A 21,663-nucleotide genomic window follows, 5' to 3' on the forward strand; every position below is an offset into this window, starting at 1 on the left:
ATGTCTGATTTTACCGAAGACTCCAACGAATTTTCTTTATCTTTGAAAGATGCAGATCCAGTAACTTTGAAATCTATCCTAGAGATTCATTGGGAGCGGATTTGTGGTCGTTTAAAAATAGAGGTGGGCGAGGTAGAGTATCGTACATGGTTACAACAAATTACGTTGGGTGGAATTGAAGAAGACGAATTAACCCTTTATTTGCCGACACGTTTTTTAAGGGACTGGGTGCGCTCACAATATAACAGCAAGCTAAATCAACTTTGGAGCAATGAATTATCCCAAATTCGTCGCGTTGAATTGGCATTAACACCACCTGGTAATACCATAAGTCAAACTCCTGTAGCTGATCCAAATGACACATTGACACAAGCCCCATTAAACGCAAATATTTCACCTCCACCAGCACAGAAAACAATAATTTCACAATCTCTTACGCCAACAATTGAGGTCAAAGAAGACGATAGTAAGTTACCTTTACAAACGCAGTTAGATCCTCGCTTCACATTTGATAATTTTATCGTCGGTAAGCCCAATGAATTTGCGTATGCTTGTTCCAGACGCGTTGCGGAACGTCCATCTAGCCCAGGATTTAATCCGTTATTCTTGTATGGTGGCGTTGGGCTGGGTAAAACGCATTTGATGCATGCTATTGGATTTGAGTTGGCAAAAGCTGGAAATATTTCTGTATCCTATATGTCTGCAGAAAAATTCATGTATCGGTTTATTGCCTCTATTCGCTCTCAATCAACGATCGAATTCAAGGAAGAACTTCGCTCTGTTGATGTGTTAATGATTGATGATTTGCAATTCCTGATTGGTAAAGATAATACGCAAGAAGAATTCTTTCACACATTCAACGCGCTTATCGATGCAGGGAGGCAAATTATTGTTTCTGCGGATAAATCCCCATCTGATCTTTCAGGGCTAGAAGACCGCCTTCGTACACGTCTTGGATGTGGGATGGTGGCTGATATTCACGCAACAACTTATGAGTTACGTATTTCAATTTTGGAAGCAAAAGCAGCCTCAGCCAATGTGGTCATTTCACCCAAAGTAATGGAGTTTCTGGCACATAAAATTACAACCAATGTTCGTGAGCTAGAAGGCGCTTTAAATCGCTTAATTGCACATGCTAATCTTTTTGGACGTCCTATTACTTTGGAAGCAACCCAAGAGGTTTTACATGATATTTTAAAATCGCATGAACGTCGAGTTACGATCGAAGAAATCCAAAGGAAAGTTGCAGAACATTGCAATATTCGCCAAACTGACATGACTTCTGCACGCAGGGCAAGGGCTGTTGCCAGACCAAGGCAAATTGCAATGTATTTAGCCAAACAATTAACCAGTCGTTCCTTGCCTGAGATTGGTCGTAAATTTGGAAATAGAGACCACACTACTGTTATGCACGCAATCAGCAGAATTTCTGAATTGATTGAAAAAGATAGTGCCTTTGCTGAAGATGTAGAGTTATTACGCAGAATGTTAGAGAGTTAATCATTTTTTAGTGGAAATGTGACTACATTCCTGATAGTAAGTATAGATTCACAGCATATATAAACATGTTTACATATTACAGATAGGTCATAGTCAATGAAGCTGAAGGTTGAGCGTACTATTTTACTTAAGGCACTGGCACATATTCAAAGTGTTGCAGAAAAACGCAATACAATCCCCATTCTTGCCAATGTTTTAATCGAAGCACAAAATGGGCACATGACACTAACTGCAACGGATATGGAAATTGCAATCGTTGAGAGCATTCCTGCCGAAGCCTTAGAAAATGGCTCTGTAACTGCACCAGCATCTGTTTTATATGAGATTGTCCGTAAGCTCCCTGATACCGCACAAATTGAATTAACCCATACCCATGAAGATATGCCTCTATCTTTGCGTGCAGGAAAATATGCAACCAGCCTTAATGTATTAAATGTTGATGAATTTCCATCTATGACTTCTGGAGATTTTCCACATCAATTCAATATTCCTACTGAAACGTTAAAAAAGCTGATTGAACAAACGCGCTTTGCGATTTCAACAGAAGAAACACGTTATTATCTCAATGGCATTTATTTGCATATTATGGAAACAAGTGAAGGATCAAAAAAACTATGTGCCGCTGCAACTGATGGGCATCGTTTAGCTAGAGTTGAAAGTGCCATGCCAGAAGGATCTGAAAATATTCCTGGTATTATTATTCCTCGTAAAACTGTTTATGAAGTCTATAAACTGCTTGAAGAGGCCAACGATATTATCAAACTCTCTGTTTCAGATACACGTATACAATTTAAATTTGGGGATATTACCTTAACCTCTAAATTAATCGATGGCACGTTCCCAGAATATGAACGGGTTATTCCTAAAAATAACACAAAGATCTTACGTGTTGGCAAACAAGATTTTGCAACAGCGGTTGCTCGCGTAGCTGCTATCAGCATGGAACGTTCCAAACCTGTCAAATTATCTTTAGATAATAATTCGTTAATTTTATCTGCAAGTAGTGTCGATCAAGGGAATGCAAAAGAAGAACTTGATGAAACACAAGTGCAATATGATGGTGGTCCGTTAGAAATTGGATTTCAAGCACGCTATTTGAACGATATTACCGATCAAATTGATAGCCAAGTGGAATTTATATTAGCGGATAACTCAGCACCAACTATTGTCAGAGACGTTGATGATATGTCTGCGTTATATGTTTTAATGCCAATGCGAGTATAATGTATAATTTTTTAATCAGATAAACGTTAAGGATGACCTTTCTTCTTCGTCTTACCTTAACCAACTTTCGAAACTATAAAAGATTGGTTTGGTCACCGGAATCCCAAAAAACCGTAGTTTACGGAGCGAATGCTAGTGGCAAAACCAATCTTTTAGAAGCCTTGTCCCTGTTGGTTCCAGGTCGAGGGCTCAGGAAAAGTCGCGTTGATGATTTCGCTATGACAGGGCGTCAAAATCAAGGATGGGGCGTTGTGGGGCAGTTTTCCCATCCTATAATGGATGATTTTGAAATTGCCACTGGGGGCGTTGCTAATTCAAATAAAAAACAATTTCGTTTAAATGGTCTTCCTGTCCGTAGCCAACATGAAATATCTCAATATTTGTCTGCTGTTTGGTTAACCCCACAAATGGATAGATTATTTTCCGAAAATGCAGGCGGGCGCAGGCGCTTTCTAGATCGTTTAATTATCAGTTTGGAACATTTTCATACTAAAGAAGTGTTCGCATATGAGAAGTCAATGAGTCAACGCAACAAACTCTTGGCGCTTAATAATTTCGATCCTGATTGGTTGAACGCTATTGAAGAATCAATGGCGAGGCATGCTGTAGCCATTACAGCCACCCGTAATTTATTTATTCAACAAATGAACGAAATGATGATTGTCGAAGGAAATTTTCCTGAGGCACTATTAAAGTTACATTGTTCAATCGCTGATCATTTATCCAAAGAACCCGCTTTGGTGGTCGAAGATTTTTTACGTCAACAATGGAAAAAAGATCGTGTATTAGACGCAGAACATAAATCTACACAGTTTGGTGTACATCGAACAGATGTGTTATTTATCGAAAAGAAAACTCAAATACCAGCTAATTTGGCAAGTACAGGTCAACAAAAAGCATTGCTGATTGGTATTATTCTTAAATTAACCGAACTTATCAAAAGTCAAAACATCAATTTACCAATCTTATTACTTGATGAACCTTTGGTTCATTTGGATGAAAATCACCGCAAAACATTGCTTGCAACCTTGTTAAATCTCGAGAGTTTCACGATATTAACCGGCACAGATCGTGCTTCTTTTGAACAATGTGCGGGAAAAGCCGAATTCTTAGAAATTAATCATGGAAATATCGTGTGAATATTTCCTTTTTCATAGAAAATCTGCTATGATTTTTGTAAATTTTCAGTTTCTCTATTTTATCTAATAAAGATAGCTACAGCGTTATCATCGGAGCCTTATCGATTATGGTCACCCCTCAAAACCTTTCACAAGATTTGTTCAACAATACAGCCAATAATGACGACTATGGTGCATCTTCTATTTCTGTTTTAAAGGGACTAGAAGCGGTCAAGAAAAGACCTGGTATGTATATTGGGGATACAGATGATGGATCTGGTCTGCATCATATGGTTTTTGAAATTGTTGATAATGCGGTTGATGAAGCACAAGCTGGCTTTGCAGATCAATGCACATTAACCTTAAATGCAGATGGCAGCATTACCGTTAGAGATAATGGACGCGGTATTCCAACAGATATTCATCAAGAAGAAGGCATCAGTGCTGCTGAGGTTGTTTTAACAAAGCTCCATGCAGGGGGTAAATTTAACCAAAATTCTTATAAAGTATCTGGTGGACTACACGGGGTTGGTGCAGCAGTTGTAAATGCTTTGTCTGAATGGATGGAAGTGCGTATCTGGCGGAATAGCAAAGAGCATTTTATCCGCTTCGAAAATGGAGACACAGTTTGTCCATTGAAAGAAATTGGACAAAGTGATGAAGCAACAGGTACAGAGGTTACTTTCAAAGCAAGCCAAGAGATTTTTACCCATGTTACTTTTGAATTGGGAATATTAACACGGCGTTTGCGCGAGCTAGCATTTTTAAATTCTGGTCTTAAGATTACCGTTACTGATGCGAGAGAAGAAGAAATCATAACAGAGAATTTTCACTATGATGGTGGGCTTGAGGAATTTGTTAAATGGATGACAAGATCAAAAAATAATCTCATTGAACCTATTAATGGTAATGTTTTTCACGAAAAAAGTAATATTAAAGTTGAATGCTCATTGGTATGGAATGATAGTTATACCGAAAATGTTATCTGTTTTACCAATAATATTCCTCAGAAAGATGGCGGAACACATCTTGCAGGATTCAGGCAAGCCCTAACGCGTGTGGTTACAAAATATGCTGAAGGAGTAATGAATAAAAAAGAAACTTTGGCGTTAACAGGCGATGATATGCGAGAAGGTTTGACAGCTATTCTGTCAGTCAAAGTACCTGATCCAAAATTTTCTTCTCAAACCAAAGATAAACTCGTTTCTTCTGAAGTCCAACCCGTTGTGCAAGGGTGTATTGCAGATTCATTAGGGCATTGGTTTGAAACTCATCCCAAAGAAGCAAAAATTATTGTTTCAAAAGCGCTTGACGCAGCCTCTGCGCGAGAAGCTGCACGTAAGGCAAGAGAATTAACACGCCGTAAAGGTGTATTGGATATTTCTTCTTTACCTGGAAAGCTTGCCGATTGCCAAGAAAGAGACCCTTCAAAATCCGAAATCTTTATTGTTGAGGGGGATTCTGCTGGTGGAACAGCTAAACAGGGTAGGGATCGCCGTTTTCAAGCCATTTTACCTTTAAAAGGTAAAATCCTTAATGTAGAGCGTGCTCGCTTTGATCGTATGCTTAATTCTGCTGAAATCGGCACCTTAATTACAGCTCTTGGCACTGGAATTGGTCGAGGAGAAATCGATCAAGGTGGTTTTTCAATTGATAAATTACGGTATCATAAAATCGTTATCATGACTGATGCTGATGTGGATGGCTCTCATATTCGCACATTGTTATTAACATTCTTCTTTCGTCAAATGCCTGAATTAATTGAAAAAGGATATATTTATATCGCTCAACCTCCTTTATATCGTGCAAAGAGAGGCAATGATGAACGTTATCTTAAAAATGACAAAGCGTTAGAGGAATATCTGCTCAGTAAAGCAATTCAAAATGCGTCTTTGACATTTTCCAATGGTAATAGTGTTTCTGGAGAGGCTTTGACTGCTGAAGTTCTTGAATACGCGAAAATAACTCAAAAACTTCAATCTTTGGAAAAATATGCTCCTTTATGGATTTTAGAACAAGCCGTTATCAGTAAATTTTTACATGCTGATCCCGTTGAATCTCAACCTTATTTAGTCGATTTTCAAAATAGATTAAATGCTCTTTCATTGCCTAACGAGCAAGGATGGAAAGTTATCAGTGATAACACGGGTATTAGTATAAGCCGCTCTGTCAGAGGTGTTGGTGAGAATTACTTTATTCCCGTGTCTGTGTTAAAGGGCAGAAACATTCAATCGATTAATGCACATCAAGACGCAATGGCTCGTAATTTTTACGATAATGCTATTTTAACCATTGATAATAAAGAAGAAAATATTAGTGGTCCAAGTGGTGTCTACGAAAAATTATTTAATTATGGTAAAAAGGGTTTGACTATTAATCGCTTTAAAGGTCTTGGTGAAATGAATGATGATCAATTATGGAGCACAACTTTAGACCCTGCAACGAGAACATTATTACAAGTTAAAGTAGGAGAAAGTGAAGAAGCCGATCAAGTTTTCACAACATTGATGGGTGATGTTGTTGAACCAAGAAAAGAATTTATTGTCAATAACGCGTTAAAAGTAGCAAATTTAGATATTTAAGTTTTTACATCACGTCACAAAATAGTAAAAAAAAGGATCAAACTTTTTAGTATATACAGTTTGATCCAAAAATATGGTTGATTAATTTTTAAATATCAACTGCCAATTCATTCTGTTAATTAGGTCAAAATAATTGGGCCACGAAACCATCAATGCAATGTTGATTATTTAAGTTAAGCAAATTTGTATTTAAAATATCAAATAGAAATAAATAATGTTAATTATCTTTATATAATATTTATTTAATTCTTTTTTTAAAAAATAAGGCTTGTAATTATTCATTTATTCTCCCATTAATTATTTAAATTCATACAAAATAAAAAAGGTTTATTAATGTTTTGCCCCTTTTGTGGAAATGAAGATACCATGGTAAAAGATAGCCGTTCTACAGAAGATGGGACAGCTATACGCAGAAGACGTGTTTGTACAAAATGTAACGAAAGATTTACAACGCTTGAACGTGTGCAAACGCGTGAATTGATGGTATTAAAACGAAGTGGGCAAAGGGTTCCTTTTGAAAAAGAAAAGTTAATTAGATCTATTGATCTTGCGACGCGTAAACGCCCAATATCTGCTGATCAAATTGATCAAATTGCAAATAAATTAGAAAAGCAATTTGTTGATTCTGGTGAAAATGTTATTACATCAGAAAGCATTGGTAAAACAACGATGGAACTTCTCAAGGATATCGATAAAGTGGCGTATGTTCGATTTGCCAGTGTTTATTCGGACTTTAAAAATGTCAAAGATTTTGCAGAAATTTTGCAAACAATGGAACTTTACGATAAATAGTTAATTACTATTGCATAAATAAAATGAATCATACTCTAGGTTAATAATGAATACTCAAACGGTAAAACGCCCCAGAACTTTAACTCGAATAGCAGCTGTTCAGGCTTTATTTCAGTGGGAACAAGGAACAGTCAAGGCGGCTAATTTAATTATTGAACAATTTTTACTGTATCGCATTGATCCACAATGTAACGAAGAAATTTACAATGATGGTAAGGCTTATATTCCTAATATCAATTTATTCAAAAATATAATTGAACAATTTGTGCATCAATATTCGGAAATTGATATTATCTTAACAAAATCACTCCCCAAAGATTGGTCATTAAACCGTCTTGACCCAATTATCAGAGCGATATTAAGAGCAGCAATCACAGAATTGTTAAATGATAACAATGATCCACCTACCAAAGTCATTATTAATGAATATATTGATGTAACCCGTGCTTTTTGTGATGGAGATGAACCCTCGTTAATCAACGGTATTCTAGATAATATTAGCCGTCAATTACGCCCACAAACAGCGACATTTCCCAAAGAATCCTGATATATACTCATGGAAAATTCTCTTGTTCCTGAATTTCAATTCATTCGTAAATATATTAAAAAGTTGGCAGGAAAGGGAGCTTTAGATTTAACAGATGATGCTGCATTGATATCTGTCAATCCAGCATATGAATTGGTATTAACTGCTGATGCTATGGTAGAGAATGTTCATTTTTTTACCAATGATCCTGTCGATCTTATCGCTCGTAAATTACTTCGTTGTAATTTGTCAGACCTTGCAGGAATGGGGGCAGAACCCGTTGGATATTTATTAACCGTATCTTTACCAAAACATTGCTTTAACGCAGAATGGTTCGAACAATTTACAAATGGTTTAGAAAAAGATCAAAAATTATTTAATATTTCATTATTAGGTGGCGATACCACATATAATCCATATAATATGGTCTTTTCATTGACTGCGCTTGGAAAAGTAAAAAAAAACAAAGCATTAAGACGAAATAATGCAAAACCAGGGGACGGTATTTGGGTTACTGGAACAATTGGCGACGCAGCCCTTGGTTTGTTGTCTTTGCAGAATAAAATTTCTGACTTTGATGGTTTTTTAACACGACGTTACCATTTGCCTCAACCAAGATTAGGGCTACAATTAACGGATATTGCAAATGCTGGAATGGATATATCCGATGGCTTAATCCAAGATTTGGGGCATTTAGCCAGAGAAAGTCAAATTGGAGCCGTGATATTTGCAGATCAAGTTCCATTATCATTACAAGCAAAAAAAATTGGAATTTCTTATTTAGAAAACTGTTTAACGGGTGGTGATGATTATGAACTGTTATTAACCATACCATCTGAAAAAGAACATCTAGCCAAAATCGAAAGTCAAAAAGCAAATATTCCATTAACGAAAATTGGTTATTGTACTGACCAAGCAAATTCGTTAATTTGTTATGATAAAAACAAAAACTGTATGACTTTTAAACAAACTGGATGGAGCCATATTTAATTAGAATATCTTGCCAATGTTTTAAATTAATATTAGTTGGCATAATATATATTATACGTTTTTGTTAATCATAAAAATATGATTCTTGATGCAATGACAATAATAATCAATCTATGTTAAACTCTGACATACACTCTAATTTATTTTCAAAGGAAATTTGATGACTTATCTTTATGATCGCGTATTGTTAACTAATGATGACGGTATCGAAGCTCCAGGAATAAAACTCCTTGAAAATATAGCCTCTAAAATTGCCAAAGAAGTTTGGGTTGTTGCACCGGAACGAGATCAAAGCGGAACCTCTCAATCAATATCGATCCACCACCCTCTTCGCGCGATTGAAAAAAGTGAGCGTCATTTTGCTGTTACTGGCACACCAGGAGATTGTGTGGTGATGGGATTAAGGCAATTAATGCCTCAAAAACCGGATCTTATTTTATCCGGCGTTAATCGTGGAAGTAATCTTGGTTTAGAAACTATTTTTTCTGGAACTGTTGGTGCCGCGATGACTGGATGTTTATTGAATATTCCATCAATTGCTTTTAGTCAAAATTTTAAAGATGGTCATGACATCTATTGGGAGACTGCCTATCATCATGGACCAGAAATATTACAAAAATTATCTCAAATATCTTGGCAACATCCCAGAACATGCTTAAATATCAACTTTCCAGACTGCCCTTATGATGAAGTAAAATCAATTGAATTTACAGAGCAAGGCATTGGTTATATTGAAGATATTAATATCGTTTCTAAAACAGATATGCGCCAAACACCTTATTATTGGTTAAATTTTGATCGACCTATCAAAGAAGATATGGAACGCACAGAAACACAAGCAATTAATAATAATTCTATTTCTATTACACCCCTCTCCTTTGAACGCACGCATATAGAACTCTTACAAAAACTCAAATCATAATATATAAAAATAAGGGGAAAATTATCCCCTTCTAATTAAAAGAATAACTTCAAAATAATATTCAGGATTATCTTCACCCAAAACGGACCAATATTCAATAATATCTTGGTGCTCTGCTTTATTATTTCGCAATAAACCTAAAACCTGTTGAATAATAGGTGTCTCTGGATCGATATGTTCTAATAAATAATCGTTAATAATATCCAACATTAAATCCATTAAGAAATGTCGCCATTAATCGAAAGGCTCGATTATGGATTACTCAATAATAAATTTATTCAACCATGCTTTTGTAAGAAATTCCTCTGGTAACTCATACGCCCAATCTTGAGTATACTCATTTCCTAAGGGTAAGTTCAAATCCTCACATAACTTTTCGATCACATTTTTCATTATTTTGTAGAGAGATTACCACTACCAAAAATATAATTGCTAATTTGCTGTTCAATACTGGTGTAAGGTAGTGTATTACTTACAAAACTATCGGGTTTTAAATATTCTTTTGATTTGCCAGGACGAACCATAATAGAACCACTATCCATCATCCCCACTGATCCAACACTAAAAATACTATCTTCTGGCAAATGAATAGCTTTATTAATTTCTAGCCTCACATCAGCCATAAAGGTTTTATTATTCAAGGTTATAGAACGTACAACCCCCACAGGAACCCCTGAAAGAATGACAGAGCTTCCAGGTTCTAGGGTGTTTGCAGAATAAAATTGTGCTGTAACAGGATATTTGTCCCCTTTTACGCCAAACATCGTCATCCTTGAATAAGAGTAAAAGCCAATAGCAACGACCAATACAAATCCACTTGCTATATATGCGCTAACTGCCTTGTTTTTCACTCAATTATTCCTATTTTCCTATAGAATTTTATAGTTAAGATTATATTCATATTTAATAAAATACGATATAGTCAATTTATTATTTATTCTTTTAGAATATTAATATAAAAAACACAAAAATAAAAATTTTTACAGCAAAAATTAGGTATCCATGTCGTTCTTTCAGGCTATTTTTATTGCAATTTTACAAGGCGCAACCGAGCTGTTCCCAGTCAGCAGCCTTGGTCACGCTGTTATTATCCCCGCTCTTTTAGGATGGGTTATCAGCCCACAAGATGCCACGTTTTTACCTTTTATTGTTATGTTACATTTTGGTACAATGTTTGCCTTATTGATATTCTTTTGGAAAGATTGGTATGCTTTGGGGCGTGGAGTCTTGGGAAAAGACGGTCAAGCTATTCGTGAACAAAGCATTTATATTGTTATGTTGCTTGTTATTGCTACATTGCCTGCAATTCTTATTGGTGCAATCTTAGAGAGCTTTATTCGACAGCTTTTTTCAACCCCAGGAATGGTCTCAATTTTTCTGATTTTAAATGGAGTTATGCTCTTTTCGACTGAAAAACTCAGAAATAGATCAGCACAAGAATCAAGCAATTCAATAGCAGAGTTAACCCCCAAAGACGCTTTGATTATTGGTTGCTTTCAATGTTTAGCGTTTTTCCCTGGTTTATCTCGTTCAGGTGCCACGATGGTTGGCGGAGTAATGCGCAAATTATCTTATGAGAATTCTGCTCGTTTCTCTTTTTTGCTTGCTTTACCTGTTATTTTTGCAGCAACTATTCATCAATCTTGGAAAATATATCACCATAATATCCCTATTGAAAATATGGGGGCGATATTTATTGCAACGATTGTTGGTGGGCTTACTGCTTTGATAAGCACGGCAATCCTAATGAAATATTTTCGAAATCATGAAACCATGGCTCTAACGCCTTTTAGTTTCTATTGTATTGCTTTAGGATGTGTCAGCTTGATTATTTTCCTATTTTAATTCAAACAAAAAGAGTTTTTATAAAAAGAAACTCTTAAGCAACGCTTTGAATTTAAATAAAATAATCACTTATTTTTTACACTAAAAATATTTTTTTTCAATATACTTATCTAGATAACATGGTAGGTATATATTATGCAAAATAACTCCCCTAATCATACACAAAATAATTTATCCTCTTCTTACAATATTATCATGGTTGGCTTTCTAGCTTCCTTGGCTGGGTTGATGTTCGGTCTTGATATTGGTGTCATGTCAGGAGCAAATGAATTTATTAAAAAAGAATTTTCAGCAACAGATCACAACATTGAAACCATCGTAAGCAGCATGATGTTTGGTGCTGCTTTGGGTGCATTAGGATGTGGTTGGGCATCTGCCAAATTTGGGCGTAACCGTTGTTTAATTCTTAGCGCATTAATCTTTATTATTTCCGCTATTGGTTGTGCGTTAGCCAAGAGTATTTTTGACCTCGTCGTGTGGCGTTTTATTTTAGGAATTGCCATTGGTATTGCGAGTACTACAGCCCCACTTTATATTGCTGAAATCGCACCCGAAGAAAAAAGAGGTTCAATGATTTCAACTTACCAGCTAATGGTTACCGTTGGGATATTTCTTGCTTTTATCTCAGATACTATTTTAGGATATTATGGTGCTTGGCGATGGATGCTAGGAATTATTGCTGTTCCAGCAATCTTATTCTTGATCGGATTATTTTCTTTGCCAGATAGCCCAAGATGGCTTGTTATGCGCAACAGAAAACAAGAAGCATTTAATATCTTATTAAGTTTACGTGATGGCGATAAACAAGCCGTTCACAATGAAGTCAAAGAAATTGAAGATCAAATTAAAAGCTCTAAAAAAGGCTTTAGTTTATTTATGAGCAATCGTAATTTCAGACGTTCTGTTGCTTTGGGAGTTACCCTTCAAATTGTCCAACAATTCACTGGTATGAATGTCGTTATGTACTATGCACCACGTATTTTCCAAGATATGGGATATACAGGCAGTGCCACATTATGGTTCACAGCACTTGTTGGTTTAGTCAATGTTGCAGCAACTTTTATTGCTATTGGGACTGTAGATAAATATGGGCGCAAACCCACGTTATATGCAGGTTTTACAGTAATGGCGATCGGGCTTGGTATTATCAGTTTTCTAATGAAAGACGGACATATTGCAAATCCAACCATGCAGATCTTTTGTGTTGCAATGCTTTTATTATTTATTGTTGGTTTTGCAATGTCTGCAGGTCCATTAATTTGGACATTATGTTCTGAGATCCAACCTTTACAAGGCAGAGATTTTGGTGTTGCGGCTTCTACTGTCACAAATTGGTTGGCCAATTTTGTTGTCGGTTATACTTTCTTAAGCCTTAATAATAGCCTTGGCTCTTCTAAAACCTTTCTTCTTTATATGGTTTTAAACATCATCTTTATTGGCGTAACTTTCTGGTTTGTTCCCGAAACCTCCAAAGTCAGTCTTGAAAAAATCGAAGAAAACTTGATGGAAGGCAAACCTTTACGGCAAATTGGACGTTAATTTTAAAACTATAAAAGCCGATCCAGAAATACTCTGAATCGGCTTTTTTTTTAATTAAGTTTCAAGCCTACTAAGCAAATATTTCATAAACTGCAACAGATACTGCAATAAGCCCCATAATCGTTACGAACACATTACTTGGTTTGCCTTTATATTTTGCCAATGCTGGCACTGTGTGAATAGCATACATAGGCATTAAAAATAAAAAAACCGCAAAGACTGGACCGCTAATTGATTCAATCAATGTTAAAACATTAGGATTATAAATTGAAACCAACCATGCAGTAATAAAAATAAAAATAATCGTACAAATATGTAATATTTTACCTTCTTGAATATCGATATTTACAAATTTACTTGTTTTAATAACAACACCATGAATGCCCTCTTTTGCACCCAAATAATGTCCTAAAAAAGATTTGCACATTGCAACAAATGCAACAATAGGCGCAACCCAGCTAAGAAAAGGGGTTTGAAAATGATTGGCTAGATAAGAAAGTATCGATACATTTTGGATTTTTGCCTCGTGTAAATTTTCTGGTGTTAAACATAGTGAACAACTAAATACAAAAAACAAAACAGTTACAACCATTAAAATATTACTATATTTGATGATTTGAGAGCATTTTTGTTCGGCAAGCCCTTCACCATATTCTTCAGTTTTTGCCACTGCCAAAGAGGATATAATTGGAAAATGATTGAAAGCATAAACTGTAACAGGAATTAACAACCATAACGTTAATAATAAGCCATTCCCCCCTTGATGCACAGTCCCTGAAAGGCTAACATTTTTGAAAATATCGCCTGTCCACTGGGGAATAAGCGACAATGAAATAATCATCAAAATTGCAATAAAAGGATAAACTAGTGCGGACATAATATTAACAATCAACATTTTACCACATTGAACAATCAACATTAAAAATGCCACCAATATAAATGCAATCAAAACTCTTGATGGAGGAGGAAAGTGAAGTTGATACTGAATAAAACTTTCAATTGTATTGGTTAAACTAACACTATACATCAGTAAAATTGGATAAAGTGCAAAACTATAAAGCAAGGTAATTAAATATCCTAGAAATTGACCGAATTGCTTCTCTACAACAATGGTAATATCTCTTCCCTTACCACTTAAAACAAATCGGCACAAAGCTCTATGGGAAAAAAAAGTCATTGGAAAAGCTAAAACAGACATAACCAACAAAGGAATTAAGCCCCCTGATGCAGCATTGATTGGCAAAAATAAAACTCCTGCACCAATCGCAGTTCCATACAAACTTAACATCCAAATTGTATCAGTAGAGCCCCATTTAGGCATAACACCAGAACTATTTTTTTCCATTAGAAATAATCACTTTGTTCATTATAATAAAATTATATTTTTCTTAAAAACGCGATAATATTATTTCAAATAAACAAGAATGAAAACTATTTATCTCAAGAAAATAGTAAAAAATATATTCACTGTGACTGACTTTATCTTATAATGAAAGCATTACATAAGGTTTTTGATATTCTTGATGTTGTATAATTTGCAAGTCAGCACCATACCAAGTTTTTAAAATTTCCTCGGTCAAAACTTCTTGTACATTTCCTTGAGCAACGATTACCCCTTTATTTAATAAATAGATCTGATCTGACCACAAAGAAGCAAGATTTAAATCATGTAAAATCATACACACAGACAAAGGAAACTGTTGGACTAGACTTTTCAACAATCGTAGCATTTGTTGTTGATGATATAAATCTAATGCAGAAGTTGGTTCATCTAAAAATAGCCAACCTGATGGACCTTGTTCCCTCCAAAGTTGCACCAATACTCGAGCTAATTGAATACGTTGTTGCTCACCTCCAGATAAAAAAGCATACTCTTTATTAATTAACTCTTGGCACTCTGTCATTTCGATCACATCATCAATCATTGCTTTATTAATTGGCTCCGTCCAAGGCGAACGCCCTAATTTGATAATATCAATCGCAGACAATGAGAACGTAATATGACTTTGCTGCTTCATCACAGCACGTGTCCTCGCCAATTCCTTTTTACGCCAATCATGTAGATTTTTACCTTTTAAACAACATTCCCCCATGGTTGGTAGGTAAAATCCCGTCAATACCTTAAACAAAGACGATTTCCCAGCACCATTTGGTCCAATTAAGGTCACAAACTGACCTTGATGAAGCGTAATAGAAACATCTGATAAAATAGATTGATTATTTTTAATCAAATGAATATTTTTGCCCTCAAGACAATAATCCAATTGATAGCTCATGATCTACGTTTCCATTGCTCTTTTAAAATTAACCAAAAAAACCAAGGACCACCCAATAAGCTGGTTAGTAATCCAACAGGCATTTCAGCAGGCTGCACCATCGTTCGTGCTATCGTATCCGCAACCAGTAATAAAATCGCACCGCTAAGGGCTGAAGCAGGCAATAATATTTTATGATTATTCCCAAATATCAAGCGCATGGCATTAGGTATAACCAGTCCTAAAAATCCAATAATTCCACTGATTGAAACAGCTGTTCCTACCAATAATGCACTAAGAATTAATAATTGTTTCTGAGTTTTATGCACATTAATCCCAAGATAATGGGCATCTTCTTCACCCAATTGTAGTAAATTAAGTTGTTTTGCATAACATTGAATTAAAATCACTGTTGGGACAATTAGACACAAAGCAATAATAATCAATGACCATTGTGTTTGCCCCAGACTACCCATACCCCATAATGAAAGCTGCCTTAATTGTTGGTCATTACTGACCCATGATAAAATACCAACAGCGGCCCCACTAAGTGCGTTAATTGCTATTCCTATCAATAACAAACTGGATAAATTCCCTTTGGTTAAACCACTTAATTGATAAATTAAAATAGTTACCACAAGGCTCCCTATAAAAGCAGCAACCACAGGCACCCATAATGATAAGAACGCAGGTAACCCCAAGGGAGTAACCAATGCGATTGCTACAGCCAATCCAGCCCCACTGCTGATCCCCAACAAACCAGGATCAGCCAGAGGATTACGAAATAGACCTTGCATCACAGTTCCAGATACAGATAAAGCAATCCCAATAACGACAGCCAACAAAACTCTAGGCAATCGTATATTCGTCCAGATTTGAAAGTCCAACTCTTTTGGATCGGCATTCCATAGTGAAGACCATGATAAATGCACAGCACCGATATTTGCTGCCCCTATTATTGATCCAAATAGGATCAATAATAGGATAGCAAGATAAACACTATACCGTTTATCCATGAGGTAATGCTTCAGCCTTTACACGTAACTCTTTGATCGCTTCGGGTGTTCTGAGCCCAAAGCCTAATAATGCCATTTGATCGATAATAATAAGATTATGATGTTTCCCCGCTGGAGTCATCGCAACACCAGGAAGTTTCCATAAATTATCCGCTCCACCAATTGTTTTAATAGCATCACTGTCGGTCATGATAATATCAGGAGCAGCAGCAATAATCCCTTCTTGTGACATGGGTTGATAATGAAGGCTATTGCCCATCCCATTTTGTAAACCCGCATCTTTAATCGCTGCATCAGCTGCTGTATCACGTCCTGCAACTAAGTTACTCATACCACCATGTGCCATGATATAAATGACCTTCACAGGCAACTGTTTTGAGGACAACGACGTGATGATTTGATTCATTTTATCCTGTAAATTCTTTGCTTCTTTTTCGCGATGTAATGCTTTGGCAATCACTTCGACTTTTTGAGGGATCACTTTTAATGAATGCTTTCCCGAAACATAAACCACAGGAATACCAACTTTCTTAATTTGCTCTAACACCGCAGAAGGCTGAGCAAGGTCACTAGTAATGACCATTGTTGGCTTCAAAGACAATATGCCTTCTGTATTCAATTGACGCATATAACCAATATCTTTGACATTTTTTACATTAGCAGGTTGGTTGCTGGTCGTATCGCGACCGACTAACTCATCCTGAGCACCCAAAGCATAAATAATTTCCGTAACATCTCCACCAATTGAAATAATTCTTTCTTTGGCTTGTGCAGAAACAGTTATAACGAGTAAAGATAACGTTGCAAAACAAAGATAAGCTAATTTCATGCTACTTTTTCTTTCATAGCAATCTCATTAATTTGATTACGCCAGACTTCTTGCTCCAAATCCCCTTCAGTTCTTTGTCCATAAAGTTGAGCAATTTGCGTGCCATCTTTGGCAAAAAGTTCAAGGCTGGTCACATAACCTTCTTTCGTTGGTTTACGAGTAACCCATGTTTCAGCAATGTGATCTTCCATTAAATGCATGGTAAATTTTGGATTAAAAATATTCAACCAATTATCTTTAGGCATTAATTTTTCAACCACACCTGTAAAGATTTGCACACAACCAGGATTTCCGATGAAAATCATGATTTCATTTTTATCATTTAACGCCATATCAAGAATTTGAGAAAGCGCATTATTCTCTACTTTACATGCCAGATTATTACTTACGGAAGAAAATGCTTGTTGGCGCGTCACATTATGACGTGTTAGCAAGCTAAAGAACTGATGAACATCCGTCATTGCACGCCATTCTTCTTCGATTTTCTTTGCATCGAAAAACGCATTTTTAGAGACATGTTCAGGTCGAGAAACAATAAAATCCTCTTTTGCTTCAACAGTAAATTTTTCGATCAAAGCATCCCATTCTTGGCGATTGGTATTATCAGTCATATAGATTTTTAAAATAGCATCGCCATACGCATCAAAAATCTGAATACTTTCTTTTTCTCCACGTCTGGTCATTTCCTTGATGTAAAAAGAGCTGACCCATTTACCTACAAAAAGACGTTGATCCAAAGCACGTGGGTTTAATACAAGCCCTCCATGATTGCCTAGCTTCACGTTATCATATTGTCCAGCCTGCTCATGAACAGCATATTCATTACGAACAATATTCATGGTTTCTCCAACTTTGTGAAGCTCTTTCAAAAAAGTTGCAAAATCCGTTGTAAATGCCCTGGCATCGGCACCAATGCGAGAATGGCACAATTCCGCTTCGCTGATGCCAATCATCCCAGCCAAATCGCGTGCAAATTTACCCGTATGTTCGGATTTAAGGGTTAAATAGCGTTGATAATATGCGTTCATTATAAACCGTCCTTAAGGTTGTCTTTTCAGGTTTGATATTCAATGAACGGTATATAAGCATAATTAAGAACGATTATCAATATCAAATGAAATTGATTCTTAATATCATACTATGCCTCTAACTTTTTAATTTAAATATAGAAATATTTTCTAATAAAAAGTAAAATACAAATAATCTATTTATTCTTAAAAGGTATATATAGAAATTTGTCGCGTTGTTTACAGTAATATTCCATATCACTGTAAACAACCCGATCAATTCCTACGGGTTATATATTATAACCCTCTTCATAAAACAGACTATATAAATAACTTATAAACAGCTGCGGAAATTGCAATACATCCCATTATCACAATAAAAACATTGCTTATTTTTCCTCTGTAACGTGCCAAAGAAGGAATAGTATGAATGGCATACATAGGCATAAGGAATAAAATCATTGCTAAAATTGGTCCACCAATCGATTCAATCATTCCTAAAACGCTTGGGTTCAATGCAGCAATTATCCACGCGGTAATAAACATAAAAATCAATGCACATTTATTTAATGTTTTTTCTTGAGCACTTTTACCAAAAAAATGCATTGACTTTAAAATGACACCATTAAAACCTTCTCTTGCCCCAAGATAATGCCCCAAAAAAGATTTAGAAATTGCAACAAACGCAACAATCGGTGCCACCCAATCTAAAAAAGGTGTTTTAAAATGATTAGCCAAATAAGAGAGAATAGAAATATTCTCAGCTTTTGCCTCTTGCAAATTAGCAGGACTTAAACATAACGCACAGCTAAACACAAAAAATAATACAGTAATAACCATCATAATATTACTATACTGAATAATTTTTGAACATTTTTGTTCTGCGAATTTTCCGTATTCTTTGCGCTTGGCAACCGCCAAGGAAGAAATAATAGGTGAGTGGTTAAAAGAGAAAACAGCCACAGGAATAATGAGCCATAACGTTACTAATAATCCACTCCCCCCACTTTTGGTTGCACCTGACAAATCAATATGTTGGAATATATCTACTGTCCATTGTGGAATTAAACATAAAGCAATTAACATTAATATAGCAATAAATGGATATACCAATATGGACATTACACGAACAATTAAGACTTCTCCGAATTGTACAATAATAATCAACATACTAATCAGCAAGAAAGAAACCAGAATTCTAGACGGTGGGGTCATGTGCAACTGATTTTGAATAAAGCTGATTACTGTATTAGTAATACCGACACTATAGACCAACAAAATAGGATAAATAGCAAAAAAATATAATAAAGTAATACAATACCCCATTCGCTTGCCAAATTTTTCTTCAACTACTGCAGTAATATCGTTATGCGCTGAATCCCCAGAAAGAACAAATCGACATAGGGCACGATGCGCAAAAAAAGTCATTGGAAATGCGAGGACAGCCAAAACAAGTAATGGAATCAATCCCCCAGCTGCTGCATTAATAGGTAAAAATAACACCCCTGCGCCAATCGCAGTTCCATAAAGGCTGAGCATCCAAACAGTGTCAGAAGAACTCCATTTGGGCATTTCACTAAAAATTTCTTTTTGCATATTTATTACTCAAAAATAATAATCAAATTTCGTATAATTTAGTTGAAAAACTTTAAGAATAAAATATAAATTGCTTTTCCCACATATAAATAGATAAAACAATTTCAACTGATGATTTTTATACAATACTTATATATAATAATTAGCGTTGTTTAATAGTATTATAATTAAGAATAGCAAGCCTGTTATATTCAATTCCATCCATATAGCAGCCTTGCTATCAAACAAAATTACATTGCACTATATTCGTTATAGCTTATTTTTTTTCTTGAATAATTTTACTATATAAATTAGCACTTTGCTTTAAAGTACGTTTTTGTGTGTTCCAATCCACATAAATTATACCAAACCTTGATTTATATCCACTAAACCATTCTAAATTATCGTGACTGGACCAAATCATATATCCATCAATATTTGACCCATTTTGCATAGATACTATCATTGCCTCAATATGAGCCTGAATATAGTTAGAACGTTTTGTATCCTCTATTTTTCCATTTACCAATTGATCTTCACCTGGAAAACCTGCGCCATTTTCTGTGATGATAATAGTAGGATTACCATATTCTGTTCGTATACGGTCCAAAAGTGCTGTCAGTTGATCGGGACGCACTGCGCCATTATAAGCAGCCTCTTGACCTTCGGGAATATAGCTTTCTGGATTATATCCAGAACCCTTACCATGACGAACAAAATTAGGCGCGTAATAGTTAATCCCTAAAAATTCAAAATGAGCGTTATAAATCGTTTTTGCATCTTCTGGTTGAACATCAATAGCTAAATTCATTTTGCTAGCAAGTGACACAATATCTTCTGGATACTGCCCTTTATAAATCGCATCTAAAAACCAACGATTTAACACACCATCAGCAATTATTGCATCGGCTTTATCAGCCTCTGTGGCATTAGTATCCGTCAACACAGGACTCAGAGGTAAAGCTAACCCCAAGCGACCTTTATACCCTGCTGCACGAAAAGATTCTTTTGCTTTTGCAGCTGCTAAGAGAATATGATTATAGCATTTAAGAGAAACTTCCATCGTCTCTGATGTTGCGATAATTGGTAATGAAGTATCCTCAAAATTACCCGCCAAATATCGTTTAGCAAGAATATTTTGGGCAACTTCAACAGTAGGTTCATTAATTAAAACAAAATCTTGTGCTAAATCTGAAAAATGAATAAATATTATATTTGCATAATAATTAAACCAATCAATAGAATCTCTATTTTCCCAACCACCATTATTTGCTAGCGCCAAAGGCATATCCCAATGATATAATGTGATGAGCGCACTGATCCCTGCTGCTTTTAAATCTTTGATGAGTTGACGGTAATGTTCAACGGCTTTCATATTTACAGGTCCTAGACCATCGGGAATAATACGAGGCCATGAAATCGAAAATCGATAGCAGTTAATCTTTAATTTTTTTAACAATTGAATATCTTGAAGATATTGATTCCGATCGTAAAAATTAATAGCAACATCACCTGTAACACCCAGCCCGCCAAGCTGTTTGTCATTTAAATAATAGTCCCAAATAGATTGGCCGCGCCCATCTTCGTTTACACACCCTTCAACTTGATACGCTGCAGAAGCTGTCCCCCATAAAAACCCTTTTTTAATTTTAAAATCAGAATTATTTAAACATCGCTTGGCATTAGCCATTGAATTAAATTCGTTTGTCATTTTAATTTCCTTTTGTTTACATAAAAATAAAGTAAATAAATGTAAGATATAATTTGTTTATGCTTTTACATTTTTAATTTAAAAATAATTTTATAATATTAAAATTTAATATACTTAATACAGAATAATAATTTTCTGTATTAAGTATATTATATCTTATATTTATTTGTTATTCTATAATTTAATTAAATAATCAAAATATTTTTATTATGGTGTTTTTTATACATTCAGC

General features: G+C 35.3%; 19 protein-coding genes. 10 read left to right on the forward strand and 9 right to left on the reverse strand.

The genetic code is table 11. The features are described from left to right. The 8 genes from dnaA to surE all read left to right on the forward strand — a co-directional run bounded on the left by dnaA (nt 1) and on the right by surE (nt 9,654). Nucleotides 1-1,500, forward strand: a complete 1,500-nt coding sequence (dnaA, locus tag QJV33_RS00005) for a chromosomal replication initiator protein DnaA (RefSeq protein ID WP_281461376.1) — start codon at nt 1-3, stop codon at nt 1,498-1,500. A 96-nt stretch (nt 1,501-1,596) separates the two neighbouring features. Next, nucleotides 1,597-2,724 (forward strand): DNA polymerase III subunit beta, encoded by a 1,128-nt coding sequence (gene dnaN / locus QJV33_RS00010; protein WP_281461377.1) that lies wholly within the window; start codon nt 1,597-1,599, stop codon nt 2,722-2,724. Between the two features lie 32 nt (nt 2,725-2,756). After that, entirely contained in the window at nt 2,757-3,863 is a 1,107-nt protein-coding gene (recF, locus tag QJV33_RS00015; protein WP_281461378.1) for a DNA replication/repair protein RecF, read from the forward strand. Nucleotides 3,864-3,970: 107 nt separating this feature from the next. After that, a complete protein-coding gene (gene gyrB / locus QJV33_RS00020; protein ID WP_281461379.1) occupies nt 3,971-6,424 on the forward strand; it encodes a DNA topoisomerase (ATP-hydrolyzing) subunit B in 2,454 nt (817 codons plus the stop codon). A 333-nt stretch (nt 6,425-6,757) separates the two neighbouring features. Beyond that, nucleotides 6,758-7,216 carry a transcriptional regulator NrdR gene (gene nrdR, locus QJV33_RS00025; RefSeq protein ID WP_281461380.1) on the forward strand — a complete coding sequence of 153 codons (459 nt, stop codon included), beginning with the start codon at nt 6,758-6,760 and terminating at the stop codon, nt 7,214-7,216. A gap of 46 nt (nt 7,217-7,262) precedes the next feature. After that, entirely contained in the window at nt 7,263-7,763 is a 501-nt protein-coding gene (nusB, locus tag QJV33_RS00030) for a transcription antitermination factor NusB (protein ID WP_281461381.1), read from the forward strand. 9 nt (nt 7,764-7,772) lie between these two features. Beyond that, nucleotides 7,773-8,732 carry a thiamine-phosphate kinase gene (gene thiL / locus QJV33_RS00035; protein WP_281461382.1) on the forward strand — a complete coding sequence of 320 codons (960 nt, stop codon included), beginning with the start codon at nt 7,773-7,775 and terminating at the stop codon, nt 8,730-8,732. A gap of 160 nt (nt 8,733-8,892) precedes the next feature. Next, nucleotides 8,893-9,654: a 5'/3'-nucleotidase SurE gene (surE, locus tag QJV33_RS00040; protein WP_281461383.1), complete on the forward strand. Its 762-nt coding sequence runs from the start codon at nt 8,893-8,895 to the stop codon at nt 9,652-9,654. 21 nt (nt 9,655-9,675) lie between these two features. Here surE and QJV33_RS00045 read toward each other — a convergent pair whose 3' ends face one another. Both QJV33_RS00045 and QJV33_RS00050 read right to left on the reverse strand, forming a co-directional pair. Beyond that, nucleotides 9,676-9,873: a hypothetical protein gene (locus tag QJV33_RS00045; protein ID WP_281461384.1), complete on the reverse strand. Its 198-nt coding sequence runs from the start codon at nt 9,871-9,873 to the stop codon at nt 9,676-9,678. 173 nt (nt 9,874-10,046) lie between these two features. Next, a complete protein-coding gene (locus tag QJV33_RS00050; protein ID WP_281461385.1) occupies nt 10,047-10,505 on the reverse strand; it encodes an MlaD family protein in 459 nt (152 codons plus the stop codon). 151 nt (nt 10,506-10,656) lie between these two features. Between QJV33_RS00050 and QJV33_RS00055 the strand changes: the two genes are divergently transcribed. Then, a complete protein-coding gene (locus QJV33_RS00055; protein WP_281461386.1) occupies nt 10,657-11,499 on the forward strand; it encodes an undecaprenyl-diphosphate phosphatase in 843 nt (280 codons plus the stop codon). A gap of 135 nt (nt 11,500-11,634) precedes the next feature. Beyond that, entirely contained in the window at nt 11,635-13,038 is a 1,404-nt protein-coding gene (locus tag QJV33_RS00060) for a sugar porter family MFS transporter (protein ID WP_281461387.1), read from the forward strand. A gap of 70 nt (nt 13,039-13,108) precedes the next feature. Here QJV33_RS00060 and QJV33_RS00065 read toward each other — a convergent pair whose 3' ends face one another. The 7 genes from QJV33_RS00065 to QJV33_RS00095 all read right to left on the reverse strand — a co-directional run bounded on the left by QJV33_RS00065 (nt 13,109) and on the right by QJV33_RS00095 (nt 21,431). After that, a complete protein-coding gene (locus QJV33_RS00065; RefSeq protein WP_281461388.1) occupies nt 13,109-14,383 on the reverse strand; it encodes an aromatic amino acid transport family protein in 1,275 nt (424 codons plus the stop codon). Between the two features lie 139 nt (nt 14,384-14,522). After that, on the reverse strand, nt 14,523-15,314 hold the full coding sequence (locus tag QJV33_RS00070; RefSeq protein ID WP_281461389.1) for a heme ABC transporter ATP-binding protein: 792 nt from the start codon (nt 15,312-15,314) through the stop codon (nt 14,523-14,525). Then, nucleotides 15,311-16,309: a FecCD family ABC transporter permease gene (locus QJV33_RS00075; RefSeq protein ID WP_281461390.1), complete on the reverse strand. Its 999-nt coding sequence runs from the start codon at nt 16,307-16,309 to the stop codon at nt 15,311-15,313. The genes QJV33_RS00070 and QJV33_RS00075 overlap by 4 nt, the downstream gene beginning before the upstream one ends. Then, nucleotides 16,302-17,138: a heme/hemin ABC transporter substrate-binding protein gene (locus tag QJV33_RS00080; protein WP_281461391.1), complete on the reverse strand. Its 837-nt coding sequence runs from the start codon at nt 17,136-17,138 to the stop codon at nt 16,302-16,304. Before QJV33_RS00080 ends, QJV33_RS00075 begins: the two co-directional genes overlap by 8 nt. Continuing rightward, on the reverse strand, nt 17,135-18,166 hold the full coding sequence (locus QJV33_RS00085; RefSeq protein ID WP_281461392.1) for a hemin-degrading factor: 1,032 nt from the start codon (nt 18,164-18,166) through the stop codon (nt 17,135-17,137). The genes QJV33_RS00080 and QJV33_RS00085 overlap by 4 nt, the downstream gene beginning before the upstream one ends. Before the next feature lie 300 nt (nt 18,167-18,466). Beyond that, nucleotides 18,467-19,741 carry a serine/threonine transporter gene (locus tag QJV33_RS00090; protein ID WP_281461393.1) on the reverse strand — a complete coding sequence of 425 codons (1,275 nt, stop codon included), beginning with the start codon at nt 19,739-19,741 and terminating at the stop codon, nt 18,467-18,469. A gap of 256 nt (nt 19,742-19,997) precedes the next feature. Continuing rightward, nucleotides 19,998-21,431 (reverse strand): glycoside hydrolase family 1 protein, encoded by a 1,434-nt coding sequence (locus QJV33_RS00095; protein WP_281461394.1) that lies wholly within the window; start codon nt 21,429-21,431, stop codon nt 19,998-20,000. Between the last annotated feature and the right edge of the window lie 232 nt (nt 21,432-21,663).

The sequence above is a fragment of the Commensalibacter nepenthis genome (genome assembly GCF_029953305.1).
In the GTDB taxonomy this organism is placed as follows: domain Bacteria; phylum Pseudomonadota; class Alphaproteobacteria; order Acetobacterales; family Acetobacteraceae; genus Commensalibacter; species Commensalibacter nepenthis.

Coding starts and splice junctions, on each gene's coding strand:
- QJV33_RS00090 (WP_281461393.1), bottom strand. CDS start 19,741: ATGCAAAAAGAAATTTTTAGTGAAATGCCCAAATGGAGTTCTTCTGAC.
- QJV33_RS00080 (WP_281461391.1), bottom strand. CDS start 17,138: ATGAAATTAGCTTATCTTTGTTTTGCAACGTTATCTTTACTCGTTATA.
- QJV33_RS00085 (WP_281461392.1), bottom strand. CDS start 18,166: ATGAACGCATATTATCAACGCTATTTAACCCTTAAATCCGAACATACG.
- QJV33_RS00045 (WP_281461384.1), bottom strand. CDS start 9,873: ATGGATTTAATGTTGGATATTATTAACGATTATTTATTAGAACATATC.
- recF (WP_281461378.1), top strand. CDS start 2,757: ATGACCTTTCTTCTTCGTCTTACCTTAACCAACTTTCGAAACTATAAA.
- QJV33_RS00065 (WP_281461388.1), bottom strand. CDS start 14,383: ATGGAAAAAAATAGTTCTGGTGTTATGCCTAAATGGGGCTCTACTGAT.
- QJV33_RS00075 (WP_281461390.1), bottom strand. CDS start 16,309: ATGGATAAACGGTATAGTGTTTATCTTGCTATCCTATTATTGATCCTA.
- dnaN (WP_281461377.1), top strand. CDS start 1,597: ATGAAGCTGAAGGTTGAGCGTACTATTTTACTTAAGGCACTGGCACAT.
- nrdR (WP_281461380.1), top strand. CDS start 6,758: ATGTTTTGCCCCTTTTGTGGAAATGAAGATACCATGGTAAAAGATAGC.
- QJV33_RS00070 (WP_281461389.1), bottom strand. CDS start 15,314: ATGAGCTATCAATTGGATTATTGTCTTGAGGGCAAAAATATTCATTTG.
- dnaA (WP_281461376.1), top strand. CDS start 1: ATGTCTGATTTTACCGAAGACTCCAACGAATTTTCTTTATCTTTGAAA.
- nusB (WP_281461381.1), top strand. CDS start 7,263: ATGAATACTCAAACGGTAAAACGCCCCAGAACTTTAACTCGAATAGCA.
- surE (WP_281461383.1), top strand. CDS start 8,893: ATGACTTATCTTTATGATCGCGTATTGTTAACTAATGATGACGGTATC.
- gyrB (WP_281461379.1), top strand. CDS start 3,971: ATGGTCACCCCTCAAAACCTTTCACAAGATTTGTTCAACAATACAGCC.
- QJV33_RS00060 (WP_281461387.1), top strand. CDS start 11,635: ATGCAAAATAACTCCCCTAATCATACACAAAATAATTTATCCTCTTCT.
- thiL (WP_281461382.1), top strand. CDS start 7,773: ATGGAAAATTCTCTTGTTCCTGAATTTCAATTCATTCGTAAATATATT.
- QJV33_RS00095 (WP_281461394.1), bottom strand. CDS start 21,431: ATGACAAACGAATTTAATTCAATGGCTAATGCCAAGCGATGTTTAAAT.
- QJV33_RS00055 (WP_281461386.1), top strand. CDS start 10,657: ATGTCGTTCTTTCAGGCTATTTTTATTGCAATTTTACAAGGCGCAACC.